The sequence below is a fragment of the Candidatus Limnocylindrales bacterium genome (assembly GCA_035559535.1).
In the GTDB taxonomy this organism is placed as follows: domain Bacteria; phylum Moduliflexota; class Moduliflexia; order Moduliflexales; family JAUQPW01; genus JAUQPW01.
The window spans coordinates 56,266-72,495 of the sequence record DATMBG010000010.1; the positions used below are offsets into that span (position 1 = coordinate 56,266).

The following is a 16,230-nucleotide window of genomic DNA, read 5'->3' on the forward strand; positions in this document are numbered from 1 at the left end:
GTCTCAATGTTAGGGGCACCGATTCGTGAACGCTCTCATCTGTGGGATGCCCACCCTGACTGTGAATCTGGCTACGATAAGGTTCCCATATTTCGTACAGCGCCATGGGATATCAATCCGGGAAGCCATGACCATGGTTTGTGCAACATCCGGTACCTCATCCATAGTCGCCATTGCTCCAGGGGAGATTCCTCCCGACCTCAGCCAGGCGACATGGATGGGTCAGGTAACTCCTGGACCTTGAACAATTGGGACGAATTCAGATCCCAGAATGATCGAAGATATCTTTATCATACTGGCCTATACGATCTGGAGGACTGTTTAAGTTATTTGCGCAATGGCTTCAAAAAGATCCCTTGCATCGGAAGGAGGGTTAATACAAAAAGTTCGGTAATTTCCGCCCAGGGGAGCTTCCAAACTCAAGTCTTTATTTTATATTATTTAGCCCTACTTCATGTTACTATCTGAAAGGGGTTCCTATCAGGGCTCTGCGGGTGTGGCGCTCCATCTCCAAAGATCAACGTCTTTGATATCACGAGGCCCAGGTCTCAAGGTTTTTTGAACTTTAGGTAAAATGGTTTCCATAGTTTCCAGATAAAGACGGAACTGATTAAGTTCAGGAGAAATCTGGTAAGCCTGATTCCTGAGAGTAAAGGCTTGTGCATCTCCCTGGGCTTTTAAGATTTTTTCCTCCTTGAAGGCCAGGCCGGATTGGATCGTTTTTGCAGCTTCCCCTTTAGCCTGATTCACTGATTCTTCTGCAAAGGTTAATGCTCGGTTAATGATATGGAGTTTATCCTCCTGGGCACTGGCCACATCCCGGAATGCAGAATGAACCTCCCGGGGAGCATCTACAGCCAACAGTTGAACAAAGAGAACTTCTATACCGGCTTCATAGGCATCTAGAGCCTCTTGCAGAAGATGCTGGACCTTCCTTTCTATATTTCCCCTTTCTATGGTAAGCACGGCATCAATTTTCATCTGTCCAATGACTTCACGAAGTCCAGATAATGTGAAGCTCCGTACCAGACGGTCCGGTTCGTTCATCCGATACGCATATTGTACCGGATCCTTCACCTTATAGTGTACCGTTAGATTGATATCCACAATGTTCTCATCCCCGGTCAGGAAGAAAGATTCCTCCTCTATCTGTTTCTGTTCAGACCAAAGACTATTCGAAACCATGAACTGTGAGCCTAAGTTTGAACCCTCGGTCACTGTCTGGGCTTTGACCTGATTCTGGCTATCTAAGGAAAGATTATTCGTTCTAAATCCAAGCTCAACCCTTCGAATCAAATCCTTATGGACCTTTTCAATTTTTTCAATAGGCCATGGAACGTGGTAATGAAGGCCGGGAGCAAGGTTGGAGGCAATGATCTTACCAAACCGTAATTTTACTCCGATCTCTCCGGGTTGGATTGTAACGAAACCGCTATACAAATATATAACCGCAAGTGCAATGAGAGCACCCGCTTTGATCCGGATAGCCGTTAAATGGAAACCTGTTAGGGAGCTAAACTTATCCCGAAGATGGATCCATTCTTCTGGAACATTGGTTCGTCGGAAGCTGAGAATAAACAAACTGATTACTCCGAGAGCCGCAACGGTTTTGATGCTCTCAGGAATCAGATTGGAGGCGGCCCCAAAGGTCATTCGAGGATCCAGGCCAGAGCTCCAATATATCCAGTTGACTACATACCCAGCTAACAAACTTACCACAACAATGGTTCCCAGATAGAGGGCCACGACTCTGCGCCCCAGAAATTTTAGAAGGACGACTATGGTTCCAAGGTTTGTGGCGGGTCCAGATAAGAGAAAAATCAGTGCCGCTCCTGGATTTAACCCTTTTAGGATCAGGGTTGCAGCAATGGGAGTGGAAGCGGTGGCACAGGTATACATAGGAATACCAATAAGCAGCATAACCAACATGCTCATAAAACCACCCCTTAAATATTTTTCGATAACAGACGCCGGGAGAAGAACCGCGATAACCCCGGATAAGATTACTCCCACTGTTACCCAGTAAGAGGTATCATCAATCAATTGTTGAAACGTTCTATAAAACTTCTGGATCCAGCCGCCAGACACACCTACAGGTCCAAGCACGGTCTCAAAGTAAGATTCTTCTTTGAGAGCATGGGAATGATGATCTGGCAAAGAATGGGAGTTCCTAGCTACAGCAGGACCATGATCCTGGGGTGTAAAAGGTGGATCAGGCGTTTGAGTATTTTGTTTTTGATCCCCCCAGAAATTGGTAACGATCCCAGCTGTTACCGCTGTAACAAAAGCAGCTATGGGACGTATAGTTGCCATGATAGGATCCATTAAAGCATAACTGACGAAGATGGTATCTACATCCATCTCGGGAGTCGAAATCAGAAAAGAAACTGTTGCTCCATTATTAGCACCCTGTTTTTTTAAGGAGAGGGCAGTTGGCACAACGCCACAAGAACAGAGTGGCATGGGTACTCCAATTAGAGATGCCCAGAAAACCGATTTGATCTTTCCGGTTCCCAGGTACGTAAGGATGGCCCTCGCAGGGATCAACAAGATGATAAGAACGCCTACCAGATAACCAAATAATAGGAAGACGGAGGCTTCTTTAAGGATGATCCAGGTCTCTTGAAGGATTTGGAATAAAAAATCTATCATAACATAAAACTCTGATGCAAGATCTTAGCACCTCGGTCAGGTATCTGATACCGGGTTTGAGATCATCACCAAATATCCCCTCTGACAGATAAATTTACACTTTGCAATTTAAGCTAAGGTTTTTTCCTCTGTTTATCCCGTAGACTTTGTTGCAGTGCCTTCTTTATGAAAATCTATAATCGCAACATTAAGAGATTTCGAAAAAGAGAGGAACCCCCTATCTAGGGATTTAAAGGGCCTTTGGAAAAACAGGAAGTTATCTCAAACAAGATGTGATATAAAAGATTCGTCGGTATCTTCAGAGGATGGTATCTTTATTACTCCGATACCTTGGGCAACAACGGAGGAATAAAAATCACTTCGTAGGGTATGAGAAAAATTGCGAATGGTCAGGAGCGTCTTTGCAGCCTTTGTTTCCTGATAGGCTTTACTAGCTCGGAAGGCAGGATAATATTTTAGGTAGGAGGTAAAAGGTATTCGTTTTACCGTGAAGGAACGGGGAAAGAGGAAAACAATCCCTGCCTTACTTAGATCTGACTTAATTTCCCCAACAGGAAGCAGCTCAAAATCTTCCGCGTACCACCCTAGTAGTTGACAATTCCCAGTATAGGGAAGTAAGATAAGTAAGCATATAATGATAGAACGCAAAGTTTAGGCTCCCAGTCTAGAATTTTATTCCATCAGGGACTCAGGGGTTTTAACCTAGAGGAGAAAACATTTACTAGCAAAAACATCCTATAGGATTGCAAAACACAAAGCTTTCCTCTTAACCCTTCCAATTAGGATTATTTAACAGCAACACTTCGTGTTCTGTCAAGATAAAAATTTCCAGATTCCATCACTTATGGTTTCAACTATTTGGCATACAAGAAAAAGTCTATAAGGGGTAACCTTCCAAAGAAGGAAAGCCCTCTAAGGACAAAAGTTTCTGGGCTTTTGGCTAACTGAGGGGATTCGTTTCTCTTTAAGAAGAGGTTTGGGGTCCGGCTAAGCCGGTTGCTGATACGTAACTCCGCAGGTACCCATAGTAATAACCAGGGTTCGGCATCTTGATTACTTCTTCGACGGGGATAAGGACCTTCGTAGCCCCGATAATACGTTGTATTTTGGGATACGGAGAGAAATCAATTCAAATAATCTCCCAGACTTCTGGCATTGGCCAGCTTCCTCAACCTGATCTTGGCCCGTTTTTCAAGCTGTCGGACCCTTTCCCGACTCAGGTTTAAACGCTTCCCGATTTCTTCTAACGTCAAAGGACCTTCCCCATCGATGCCAAAACGTAATCGCAGGATCAGAGCCTCCCGAGGGTCCAGTTGGTTTAAAAGCTCCTGAAGCTCTTCAATAAGGGTTTGGTCGACGAGAGCTTTGTCCGGAGCCGGACTTTCCTTGCTGGCGATAAGGTTCATTAATGTGGCATTTTCATCCTCTGCCGTCGGCATATCCAGGGATACGGGCTTTTTGGAAAATTCCAAAATAACCCGAACCTGCTCCTCTGGAATCTCCATTCGTTCGGCAATTTCCTTAGGAGTGGGCTCTTCCCCTCCTTTCTCCTGGACTAAATCGTTGTATACCTTTCCAAGCCTGGTTAAAAGCCCGCCCTGCTTCAAGGGCAGCCGAATGGTACGACCCTGCTCGGATAAAGCCCGTAAAATGGACTGCCGGATCCACCACACCGCGTACGAGATGAACTTGACGTTCTTGGAAGGATCAAAGCGCTTGGCCGCCTCAATAAGCCCCAGATTGCCTTCGTTGATCAAATCCATCAGGGACAACCCACATCCCTGGTACCCCTGGGCTACTTTGACCACAAACTTCAGGTTTCCCTCTACCAGACGGTTCAGAGCTTCCTGATCCCCCTTCTGAATCCGCTCGGCCAGTTCCCGTTCTTCCTCTCGGGTTGTAGGAGGGATCTTCCCAATCTCCTGCAGGTAAAGGGCAAGGCCCTCATCGGTGGAGATTTCCCTTGCAGAGCCATGTTTTTTTGGATTCTTCATAGAAGAAGATGACCTTTCATTAATTCATACAATCGATTTTACCCTTTGTTTTTAGCTTAATACTGTCAAACTAGGTATACCCCTCTGAATATGCAAGGGTTATTCAAATAAAAAGTCATAGAGTTTTTTGAGTTTTTTCCCTCCAGGTCCGGTTGAACAGGATGAAAAAGGTAGAGGCTTCGTCGACCAGGGACTTATACTATTTTTTATATGGAAAGGCGCCATAAATGGTAAGAGCAGCTCTATAGGATCCTCCCTATAAATCAGATTATATTTCTATGGCGATTCTGTTTCACTCCCCCAGACTACGGTTCTGCCGCCCTCAACCTATAATCCTTTAAGGCTATTCAATTCCCTCACCGATGGGTCTATTGAAGGATTATCCATAGCCGATTACTTATCTGCCCGGTTACAGGAATTCTCAAGGTTGGATTCTCCTGCTTCTAATCCCGAATCGTGGTTCAGACCTTGCATAAGGTATAAAATAGGTGTCCGTTTAACCTCTTATGATCCTGTTAAGGGTATTATAACCACGACTCTCTTAACCAACGTGTAGGACTCAGAAGGGTTTTTCACCACTTGGGTCGGTTTAGAGTATTCCCTCTCTTATTGCGAAAGGCGCCTTGGATAGGGTTCAAAAAGAACTCCGCGAGGAAGTCCTTTGCTGGCTCCACCTTTTTCGGAAATGCAGATGGGAAAGTAACCCAGTAGGTTAAACGTCTTCGTTTGATAAAATAAAAAGGATTATGCAAACTGATTCATAAAAGTATTCAAGAATTTGTCTGATGATTTGAAAAGTACTTTTAAGGGTTTCATTTTAAGGATTTCAAATGGAAAGATTTAATACTCTGTTTGGGTGGATATTTCTGGCTGTTAGTGTAGCAACCCCATTCCTCTGGTTCTATTCTTTTCCTTTAGAATTCCCATGGGATTGGATGGACCTTTCTTTTGAGGGGGCTTCTCTGATTGTTTTCATTGTTGGTTACCTTTTTGTTAGAAAATGGCAGGTTCCTGCTTTGGAAATCGGTTGGGGCTTAGTCAGTTATAGTTTTCTTTTAGACTTTTTGTGTGGATTTGCAAAGGAATTAGAGAGATGGAACATAATAATCGAAGGACTTCTTCGAACCGGAGGTTTATTACTGATTGCAACGGGTCTATATTTTTTGCGAAAAAGACGGCAGACGGAGCTTGCCGAAGTCAAACAGGCCGCAGAAACAATATGGCAGCAAGTGTATCACGACCCTCTGACCGGGCTACCGAATCGAATGCTCTTTGAGGATCGCCTTACCCTGGAGTTGGCCCATGCACGGCGGGATAAGCAGGGGTTGGCGGTGATGTTCCTGGACCTGGATCATTTTAAGCTTATCAACGATACTCTGGGCCATTCGGTAGGAGATCAATTGCTTCAAAACGTAGCCCATCGGTTAAGAGATGCTTTGCGGGGAACCGATACGGTAGCTCGTATGGGAGGTGATGAATTCGCTTTATTACTTACCCGGGTGACCCATGCAGAGAATGTGGCCAGAGTGACTCAAAAAATTCTTCATGCCCTTAAACCTCCGTTCAATTTCGGGGGCTACGATTTTCATATCACCGCCAGTATCGGAATTACTCTATATCCCAGTGATGGAGAGGATACCCAGACCTTGCTGAAAAACGCCGATACTGCTTTATATCGTGCTAAAGAGCAGGGCCGGAATGTCTATCAATTTTATACGCCGGCCATGAATGCTAAGACCCTGGAGCGGCTGACCCTGGAAACTAACCTGCGTCGCGCACTGGAACGTAAGGAATTTGTAATTTACTACCAGCCCCGGGTGAAGATTAACACAAAACGGATTATCGGCATGGAGGCTTTGGTACGCTGGCAACACCCGGAACTGGGATTGATCTCGCCGGTAAAATTTATTCCCTTGGCCGAAGAAACCGGACTCATTATACCTCTTGGTGAGTGGGTCTTACGGACCGCCTGTGAACAAACCAAAGCCTGGCAGGAAGCAGGTTTTCCTCCCTTACGGGTCGGCGTAAACCTCTCGGCGCGGCAGTTCCAACAACCTAACCTGGTTGAAAGGGTCGCTCAGGTATTAAAAGAAACCGGCCTCCACCCCCATTACTTAGAGCTAGAAATTACCGAAAGTGCCGCCATGCAAAATGCCGAATATACCCTTCCGGTACTGTATCACCTCAAAGAAATGGGAATCCATATCTCCATCGATGACTTCGGTACCGGCTACTCTTCCCTCAGCTATCTAAAAAAATTTCCCTTCCATACTCTAAAACTGGATCAGTCCTTTATCCGGGACCTGACTACAGATCCCAACGATGCCATGATTGCAAAGGTCGTTATCACCCTGGCCCACGGCTTAAAACTCGAAGTGGTGGCCGAAGGTGTGGAAACCCAAGAACAGCTTAACTTTCTTAAACAACTCCAGGGTGATGAAGTTCAGGGTTATCTGTTCAGTAAACCTTTACCGGCTGAAGAATTTGAGGAGTTACTCCGACAGGAGATGGAACGGAAGGAATAATCTATAAGCATCCAGCTAAGAAGGGGAAAGCCTTATTTTCGGCCTGAGTACCTCCCTTCCCCCCTTGAGGGGAGAACAGGAACATATGTACCAGGATAAGAAGGCTAGTCCCAGCCGGGTGACCTGGGGATAACCCTGGTGTAAGCCAGGGGAAACAGGATCCTATCCCCGACGAATAGCAAATGGCGAGCAGCAAATAGAGAACGGCGGAAAAAATCCATAAGAGAGTAAAAAATATTTCCTTGTCTTTTCTATCAGACAGACTTTAGTTATATCCAGCGGTTAATCTCTCAAAACAGGTAACTAACTGGCTATTATACCCTTATTTTCTCTAGGACAAGGAGGTCTTATGCACTACCGACATATCGTTTTTACTTTCTTAGGGATCTTAGGTTCCCTAACAATGGCCTTTGGTGCCGATAAGTATGAGTTTGATAAAGCACACACTTACATAGGTTTTACGGCCAAGCACTTTGTAATCACCAACGTTAAAGGCAATTTTACAGACTTCTCCGGAACTATTTTATATGACCCCCAGGATATTACCCGGTCCTCGGTAACCGCGGTCATTAAAACAGCCAGCATCAATACCAATAATGAAAAGCGGGATGCAGATTTACGAAGTGGACGATTCCTGGAAGTAGAAAAGTACCCCGAAATCATCTTCAAAAGTAAGAAAATCGAGAAGCAGAATAGCCATTACCTGGTTACGGGGGATTTAACGATAAAAGACGTAACCAAAACAGTTTCTTTTCCCTTCACCCTGGCCGGTCCTGTGAAAGATCCTATGGGTAATAACCGTATTGGAATTGAAGCAGGGCCTTTAACGATCAACCGGCAAGATTACCATGTTTCCTTTAACGATAAGTTAGATGGTGGAGGACTGGTTGTATCCGATGAGATAGTTATTAATCTGAGTGTAGAAGGAGTCCATGCCAAGGAGGAGAAAAAATAGCACCTGGATAGGATGAGTCTTGAATGAAATGTGACAGGTTCTGGTAGCCAGCTAGAGATGCCGGGTAGAGGGTCTTTAAGAATTTACCCTTCATTTAATGCCCCCACCCTCAAATAGAAGGGACTAGAGATTGGTGAAAAGGAAGGAACCCGATGGGAAAGGGGTTATTCCCCCTATGCATCCAGTTAAGGATCAGACTTGAAGCGAAGCCTCCCCCTATCCCATAGCACCAGGATAGGGCCTGGGAAGTTGGCCTGGAGATCTACCAATCTCCCTCCCCGCCTGCGGGGAGAGAGATCGGGGGCATACGCGCCAGGTTAAGGCACCCCCACCCGGTCCCTCCCCCGTTTCCCAGGGGAGGGGATTTCGCTTCAAAGTTCCTTCCCCTGCAAACTAAGGTAGGGGCGCAAGGCCTTGCGCCCGTATAACGTCTCGTTTGACATTAAGGAGACCCTCCTCATGGACCTTACTCTTATCCTGGCGCCTATGGGGATCGAGGGTGAAGGAAAGAAGAACCTGTTAGCAGATCTGTCCTCCAGCCAGGCCGAGATTTTCCCTTTGTTAGAAGCTTTCCGATTCTTCTCAAGAACCTTCTTCGGCCAGGTAGTTGTCCAATTCTGATTTCAGAATACGCCATTCCCTTCCTACCTTTTGAGCATTGAGAGATCCTTCTTTGATCATTCTCCGGATAACCGCCGGGGTAACTTGTAGATAAGCACTGGCCTGTGCAACGGTCATAACCTGAGGGACCTGGGATCGTGCATCTCCCAGCATTCTCGGCGTTTCATCCCCATCCTTCAAAGCCCCCTCCGCCCCATCGGTCTCCCCCTCTTCGAGCGCTTCGTAGTCTATAAAACCCATCTCGATATTCCGGGTAGAATAGGCTTCCAACTCCCTCTGGTAGGTCTCAATACTGGAACGGGTAATTCCGGAGGCATAACGAGCCAGAGAAAAAATAAAAACCATCGCCAATAAAACTCCAAGCCCCGCGATAAGATAATAAATGGCCAGGACCCCGGATCGTCCCAGAGCCGGAATAGCTTCGACAATCGCTATCCCTAAAACGAGACAAATAAGGATAATCACAAAATAAAGCAGGAAAGAAAACGCGGTTTTAATGGAGGTCCCCGGATCGTTCCAGCGATTCATGCGATTTTTACGTTTCATATCATCACCTCGCTGCCATGCTAGGAAAATAAAAGGCGAAAGTCAAGGAAAAAATAAGCCTACCTGAAAATTTTTGAAAAGAACGCCTGGATTCTCCGAAACAAGGTCCTTTCGACGGAACTCTGGAAGATACCCACTTGTTTCTCCAAACGCTCGATCCGTAAGGTAAGGATTTTGACGAGTTCTTGTAAATCTTTCACCTCTTCTTCGAGGGGGATTTCGCCGCCAGTTACATCGGTCCAGGCATCCCCAGAGAGTTCAGTCACTTCAACCACCACACAGCAAACAGGGCAGATTAAAGAATCTGACTCCCGATCATAGGCAGGATAGTTAAAGGTATGATTATTAGCGCATCTCATCGCTGGTAACGACCCATTAACTCGGCTTTAGCAAGAATATGGCCTTCCATAGCCTTGAGAAGTTCGGATTTGGTGGCTCCGGGCTTAAGATCCAGCATCTTGTCCAGGGCATAAAGCCTGAAGAAGTAGCGATGTGGGGCCCCTTTTGGTGGACATGGGCCTCCATATCCGATTTTACCAAAATCGTTGGTACCCTGTCTCTGGTTTCCTGCCAGGGTCTTCTGCTTTGGAATATTATCCGACAACTGTCGGACGTCTGGAGGTAAGTTAAAAATAATCCAATGAACCCATGTCTTGCCTGGAGCGTCAGGATCTTCAACGAGAAGGGCAAAACTCTTGGTTTGTTCTGGAGGATCTCCCCAACCTAAGGGAGGGGATATATTGGCTCCATCACAGGTATATTCCTTAGGAATATTTCCACCCTCTTCAAAGGCAACGCTTCTAAGCTCAAAACTCATAACCACTTCTCCTTTCTCTTTCTGCTGGGCGCTTTTTGCACCCTCGGCCGGGTAGTTGAAGAAACAAAGAATGCCAATTACCCAAAGAATAACTTCCTTGCTTAACCATCTTTTCCTATCTTGATTGAGTAAACTTCTCGATTGGTGCGCCATCTTTGCTGAAGTCCAGGGTACCACCTCCCGGTATCGGCATGGGGGGCATTACTCTGGATTCATACCTTTTCCTCTCTGTAAAAAAGAATCCGATCCGAATTACCCGATGGGGTAAAACTTTATTATTCCTCAGGTATTCAGTTTAGGCTTAATTCCATAAGCCAAAGCCCAATCGAGTCCCTCAGTTGTTTTACCCCTGGGATGGTACTCACAACCTATCCATCCTTTATAGCCTATTCGATCTAGGAGGTCGAACAAATAAGGATAATTGATTTCACCGATGTTGGGTTCATGCCTTCCTGGCACCCCGGCAATCTGAATGTGGGCATACTGGCCCTGCATTTCTTGAAGATGGGCGGACAGATTTCCTTCCATAATCTGACAATGATACAGGTCTAGTTGGATGGCCACATTGGGTTCGTTAATGCGTTTCAACAGCCGTTGGGCCTGGTCTTGTCGATTTAAAAAGTAGCCCGGTACATCGTAGGTGTTTATGGGCTCGATGAGAATCATGACATTGTATCTGGCCGCTTTCCGGGCCGCAATTTTAATATTACGGATATATGTAGCCTCATAAACTTGAGGATCGGCATGTGGGGGGATCAAGCCTGCCATTGCGTGGAGTCTTGGGCACTGTAAAACCCGGGCATAGGCCAAAGCGGTATCGACACCGGCTTCAAATTCGGCTTCACGACCCGGAATACAGGCCAAACCTCGATCTCCTGCTTCTAGATTACCGGGTGGAAGATTAAATAAAACCTGCTGTAATCCGGCTCGATGAAGTCTTTGGGCGATTTCATGGGCCGGATAAGTGTAAGGAAACGGGAATTCGACAGCTTGAAATCCGGCATTGGCTGCCGCTTCAAAACGGTCCAAAAACTCAACTTCGGGAAACAAAAACCCCAAATTCGCTGCAAATTTTGGCATTTAAATACCCGCCCGCAAGGACACAAAACACCCAGGACCCACAAGGATCATCCCACGGGATAATACTTTTCATGTCCCTCAGGATTCTTTTTGTTTTTGTGCCCTGCTAACTAAACAATCTCTTTAAGATCTTGGAAAAATCCGGTTCAATTCTTCAACCTGATCTTCTGTTAAACAACGTGGATGACGTCCATAGAGAAGCAGATAAAGTTTGGCTGTTTCTTCGAGTTCTTCGGTGGCATATACGGCTGCTTCCAGGGATGTTCCGGCGACGACGGGGCCATGATTGGCCAGAAGTACGGCAGAATGTTTGCCGGCCAGAGCGCGTACGGCATCGCCGAGTTTTGGATCACCGGGACGATAATAGGGAATCAACGGTAAGGTACCGACACGCATGATATAATAGGCTGTCAGAGGGGGAAGTACATTATCGGGATTCACATGGGGTAAACAGGACACGGCCACGGCAAAAGTGGAATGCAGATGAACGATTCCCCCACAGGTTTTTCGTTCCTGGTACATGGCCAGATGGAGAAAGGCTTCCTTGGAAGGGGGATCGCCACTGAGGAGCTTACCTTCCCAGTTCAATTTAGAGATGCGGGCAGGATCTAATCGTCCCAGACAGGAATTGGTAGGGGTTAACAACCAGCCATCGTCTACTTTTGCGCTGATATTTCCGGAACTTCCTGCCGTTAAACCCCGGTCAAAAAGAGATTGACCGAATAGACAGATCTGTTCTCTTAATCGGTTTTCATTCATGGCTGACTATCCAACGCTTCCTGGAAAAAGTTTTTCGACCCGAAGTTACCAGATTTAAGGGCTAAAGCAAAGGGTTTATCATTCAAACTCGTCGTCCAGGGTACTCCCGGTGCTATCTGAGGTCCAATCCGTAAAGCCGAAACGTTTAGCGCACGAACCACCGCACCGGAGGTTTCACCTCCGGCCACAATAAATTTTCGTACACCTACCTCGACCAGATGCCTGGCGATTTCGGCAAAGGCATTTTCAATAACCTGACTTGCCCTTTCGACTCCCAGTTTGTTCTGCACGGCTTTAACTTCCCCGGGTTTACTGGTTGCATAAATCAACACGGGCCCCTTTTCCAGCAGAGGAGTTGCCCATACCATGACTTCGTTGATCTGCTCGGGCCCCTCCGCAAGGCGTAGGGGATCGAGTTTAAAAGAAGGATACTTTTGTTGCATGATGGCAACCTGTTCCTGGGTAGCCGGGGAGCAGCTCCCGGATAGCACAACGGATTTACCTTCAATGGTGGGCAATTTATCGGCCTGTATCTCGGCCTTCAACAAACCTTTACGGCGAAAGTTATCCGGCAATCCCATGGAGATTCCGGAACCTCCTGTAACCAGCGGCATGTCTGCACAGGCATGACCTATCGCCATAAGATGGGAATCCTCTAAAGCATCCACGATGGCATAGCGATACCCTTCTTCTGCCAGGGAGGTAAAGGCCTGTCGAATTGCCTGCTCTCCCTGTTTAACAATATCGTAGGGGACCAAACCTACCCGATGTTTCGCCTGCCGACCCAGCACCCGGACCAGATTGGCATCGGTCATGGGCGTAAGGGGATGGTGTTGCATTCCACTTTCATTTAAGAGGACATCTCCTACAAACAGATGCCCTTTATAGAGGGTCCGCTTGTTTTTAGGAAAAGCCGGACAGGCTATGGTAAAGTTCGAGCCCAGGGCGTCTAACAGCGCATCGGTCACCGGACCGATATTTCCCTGATCGGTAGAATCGAAGGTTGAGCAGTATTTGAAAAAATACTGTCGACAACCTGCTTCCTGAAGCCAGTGCAAAGCCGACAGAGATTGATTCACTGCGTCTTGAGCCGGAATCGTCCGAGACTTCAAAGCAATGACAAGGGCATCGGTATCTATAGAGACGCCGGAAGTAGGTACCTCAATGGTCATAACCGTCCTCATCCCTGCTTCGACCAGCATCCCTGCCAAATCCGTTGCTCCGGTAAAATCGTCTGCAATACAACCAAGTAGAATACCCATAATCTATGACTCCTTCACCCAGAGTTCTTCTAACTTTATGGAAGAAGGTCCTTTATAAAGACATTTAGTAAATCTGAAAAGCAAGGTATCCTGGAAAGATTGCTTCGTCAAGGGAAAAAGGAGGTGATATTTATAAATGGATCGATTTATCCCCACTTCTGATCTTTTCAGGGTTCCTCTCTGTGAGAATCCTTAAAAAGGCTCCCTGGACCCTCACAGAATCCGATAACGCTGTACAAAATCTGGATTCAAGGTCACTCCAAGTCCGGGCTTATCGGGAATCCGGATAAATCCATCTTGGACAACGGGAGGATCCACAGCCAGTTCGTGGAGCATGGGATTAAAGCCCAGGGAATATTCCAGAATGGTACAATGGGGGGTTGCTGCAGCCAGTTGCAAACCTGCCGCAAAGAGGAGTGCCGAACCCCATAAATGGGGAGCTATGGTAAGCTGAAAGGTACTGGCCAGTGCAGCGACCCGAACGGCTTCTGTAATTCCTCCCATGATGGCCAGATCCGGTTGTAAGATGTCTACTGCGCCGGACGTTATGAGATCCCGGAAGTCAAAACGGGTGGCTTCACTTTCACCGCTGGCAATGGGGATATCGGTACTGGCCCGTACCTCAGCCAGACCTGCCTTATTATCGGCATTCACCGGTTCCTCGAACCAGGTCAGATCGCAATTTTCGACCTTACGGGCGAAACGTTGGGCTTCCCGGACACTAAAGGTACCGTGGGCGTCCACCATGATTCCGATATGCGGACCTAAAGCCTCCCGGGCCGCCTGAACCCGGGCTGCAGACGTCGCTACGTCTCCGTCCATGACCCCTACCCGCATTTTCACAGCACGAAAGCCACCCCGATCGATGTAACCCTGTAACTGGGCTCCGATTCCTTTCACATCGGCCCAACCGCCACTGGCGTAGGCGGGTAAGCTATCCCGACATTTACCGCCCAATAATTGATAAACGGGCACACCCAGTGATTTTCCCAGAATATCCCACAAAGCCATATCAATCCCACTGATGGCGGAGATTCGAATCCCCCGGCGATCCAGCACCGGAAAGCCCCTTCCACGGGTAAGGGCATAGTGCCCTCGAACCCCATTATAGAGTTCTTCCCAAATTGCACTGATCTGGCGAGGATCACGTCCGATCAGTATCGGTTTCAGTTCCTGGGTGATCATAGCCACGAGGGCATGATGGTCACTGCTACTTCCAACTTGAGCTTTGGCCTCCCCGTAACCGCTAATCCCGGTATCGGTTACGATTTCCACCAGGGTCATATCAAAAGTAGCAACACGACCGAAATCACTGACGTGTTGCCTGTCTTCAGGAATCGGATAACGCAGCCAGGTAGCTTTTACATCGGTAATTTTCACGATCCTCTCCTTTCAAACTATACGTTGCTACACTTCCCCAAGATTGTTAAGTAATTCCCCGGGTCTCATAACATTTGGCTACTTTCTCCAATGCACACACATGGGCGGCTGTCCTGAGATCCGGTAACTTTTTCTGATACATGTAGTCGGTGATTTGATAATGGACTTCTCGCATCTTCCTTTCCAGGGCCGTCATGATAACGGTTCGTTCATCAATGACCTTGTCCATAACCTCTGAAATGATGGCCAGTTCGTTTATAAATCTCTCCACATCGTATCCCCTTTGTCGGGACATTTCTTGAACCCGGGGGTGTTGCAGGATACGTTTTCGGTGTTCCCTCAATACATGGGCCGTTAGTCCTTCCGCAGTATAAGAGCCCCCAAACCGGGTATTGTTAATGGCTTTATCGATTTCCAGGTAAGATACAAAGGCTCCCCCGATGTTGGTAATAATATCGGGTGAGATATAAATACCTTCTTTGATTAACCTTTCATCTGCTTCGGGGGTGATGGGTCCATTGGCTCCTTCAAAAATGGCCTTTGCCCGGATCATGTGGTAATTTTCCAGAGTGATCTGATTTTCCAGAGCGGCCGGAACAAGGATATCACACGGGACTCCCAGTACTGCTTGAGAATCTCCATAAAACTTCGCACCCGAGAATCCTACCACAGTTCCCGTTTCGGCCACATGCTTCCTCAACAGGGGAATATCTATTCCTTTTTCGTTCAGGATAGTTCCCCTTTCATCTCCTACGGCTATAATCCTGGCCCCTTCTCGATCTGCCATATCTGCAACCCAGGAGCCAACATTGCCAAATCCTTGAATGGCCAGGGTCAAACCGTCCAGGGTTCGACGTTGAATGGTTGGAATTCTCCTATCTTCCAAAGCTGCTTTAATCATCATGACCACGCCATACCCGGTCGCCTCGACCCGACCATCGATTCCTCCGTTCACCACAGACTTACTGGTTATAATGGCCTTGTTCTCCCGGCTGGTTGGATTCAGCCGCATATCATACTCATCGAAGAAAATGTCTGCGTATTTTTGCTTGAATCCCACATCAGGAGCACAACTATAAACTCCGGTTCCTATAAGGCCCGCCCGGTGCATCTCTCCGGCCAGCCTTCGAATCAGGTTTTCTTCAACGACATTTTTTTCCTTGGGTGACAGAGACTTATACCAATCATCTTCCCAATCTACCACAACCCCTGTCTTGGCTCCGCCGTGGGGAATATCCGCGGCGGCCAGCTTCCAGGTCATATCGGAGGCCAGGCCTTTAACCACATCTAAGGTAACCCCTTTGTGCAATCGGATACCTCCCCGCATGGGTTTCTTGTGCTCACTATGGTGGACCACATAACCGGTTAAATTGACCAGAACTCGATCTCCCAATTCCACAGGGATGGTTAACTCTCCCACCCTTACCGGGGTCTCTATTTTACTGAGAAGGACTTTGTCAATTCCTAATATCTCACCGGCCTTACGAACTCTGTATCGAACGCTGTGATAGAAAGATTGTACCTCCCCCATGCCATTTTCCTCCTTAGCCTGTACAGGCAATTTTAACTTTATGTTTCATTTAAAACCGGGAATAAAATTTGCAGAAAACTACTCGCAAATAAAAATAGAAAAACCATC

Annotated in this window: 13 protein-coding genes; 3 read left to right on the forward strand and 10 right to left on the reverse strand. The window is 47.0% G+C overall.

Translation table 11 applies throughout. The annotated features are described in order from the left end of the window. Positions 1-25: 25 nt before the first annotated feature. On the forward strand, positions 26-244 hold the full coding sequence (locus tag VNM22_02630) for a hypothetical protein (GenBank protein HWP46035.1): 219 nt from the start codon (positions 26-28) through the stop codon (positions 242-244). Positions 245-480: 236 nt separating this feature from the next. Here the strand turns inward: VNM22_02630 and VNM22_02635 are convergent, their stop codons facing one another. Both VNM22_02635 and VNM22_02640 read right to left on the reverse strand, forming a co-directional pair. Continuing rightward, complete coding sequence (locus tag VNM22_02635) at positions 481-2,652, reverse strand: SO_0444 family Cu/Zn efflux transporter (protein HWP46036.1); 2,172 nt, start codon at positions 2,650-2,652, stop codon at positions 481-483. 1,124 nt (positions 2,653-3,776) lie between these two features. Beyond that, on the reverse strand, positions 3,777-4,646 hold the full coding sequence (locus VNM22_02640) for an RNA polymerase sigma factor RpoD/SigA (protein ID HWP46037.1): 870 nt from the start codon (positions 4,644-4,646) through the stop codon (positions 3,777-3,779). An 830-nt stretch (positions 4,647-5,476) separates the two neighbouring features. Between VNM22_02640 and VNM22_02645 the strand changes: the two genes are divergently transcribed. Together VNM22_02645 and VNM22_02650 are read left to right on the forward strand one after the other, a co-directional pair. Beyond that, entirely contained in the window at positions 5,477-7,171 is a 1,695-nt protein-coding gene (locus VNM22_02645; GenBank protein ID HWP46038.1) for an EAL domain-containing protein, read from the forward strand. Between the two features lie 349 nt (positions 7,172-7,520). Next, the gene (locus tag VNM22_02650; GenBank protein ID HWP46039.1) at positions 7,521-8,126 is read left to right on the forward strand and encodes a YceI family protein; all 606 of its coding nucleotides are present in this window, start codon (positions 7,521-7,523) and stop codon (positions 8,124-8,126) included. Positions 8,127-8,708: 582 nt separating this feature from the next. Here the strand turns inward: VNM22_02650 and VNM22_02655 are convergent. The 8 genes from VNM22_02655 to VNM22_02690 form a co-directional block, all read right to left on the reverse strand. Further along, positions 8,709-9,293: a helix-turn-helix domain-containing protein gene (locus VNM22_02655; GenBank protein HWP46040.1), complete on the reverse strand. Its 585-nt coding sequence runs from the start codon at positions 9,291-9,293 to the stop codon at positions 8,709-8,711. Between the two features lie 59 nt (positions 9,294-9,352). Further along, positions 9,353-9,652 (reverse strand): hypothetical protein, encoded by a 300-nt coding sequence (locus tag VNM22_02660; GenBank protein HWP46041.1) that lies wholly within the window; start codon positions 9,650-9,652, stop codon positions 9,353-9,355. Then, entirely contained in the window at positions 9,649-10,110 is a 462-nt protein-coding gene (locus VNM22_02665; protein ID HWP46042.1) for a YbhB/YbcL family Raf kinase inhibitor-like protein, read from the reverse strand. The genes VNM22_02660 and VNM22_02665 overlap by 4 nt, the downstream gene beginning before the upstream one ends. Before the next feature lie 282 nt (positions 10,111-10,392). Then, positions 10,393-11,190, reverse strand: coding sequence for a 2-oxo-tetronate isomerase (gene otnI / locus VNM22_02670; protein HWP46043.1), 798 nt, complete (start codon positions 11,188-11,190; stop codon positions 10,393-10,395). 123 nt (positions 11,191-11,313) lie between these two features. Then, positions 11,314-11,949: a 3-oxo-tetronate 4-phosphate decarboxylase gene (gene otnC / locus VNM22_02675; protein HWP46044.1), complete on the reverse strand. Its 636-nt coding sequence runs from the start codon at positions 11,947-11,949 to the stop codon at positions 11,314-11,316. After that, positions 11,946-13,211, reverse strand: coding sequence for a 3-oxo-tetronate kinase (gene otnK, locus VNM22_02680; GenBank protein ID HWP46045.1), 1,266 nt, complete (start codon positions 13,209-13,211; stop codon positions 11,946-11,948). The genes otnC and otnK overlap by 4 nt, the downstream gene beginning before the upstream one ends. Before the next feature lie 213 nt (positions 13,212-13,424). Continuing rightward, complete coding sequence (locus tag VNM22_02685; protein ID HWP46046.1) at positions 13,425-14,591, reverse strand: mandelate racemase/muconate lactonizing enzyme family protein; 1,167 nt, start codon at positions 14,589-14,591, stop codon at positions 13,425-13,427. 46 nt (positions 14,592-14,637) lie between these two features. Continuing rightward, entirely contained in the window at positions 14,638-16,122 is a 1,485-nt protein-coding gene (locus VNM22_02690) for a Glu/Leu/Phe/Val dehydrogenase (protein HWP46047.1), read from the reverse strand. Between the last annotated feature and the right edge of the window lie 108 nt (positions 16,123-16,230).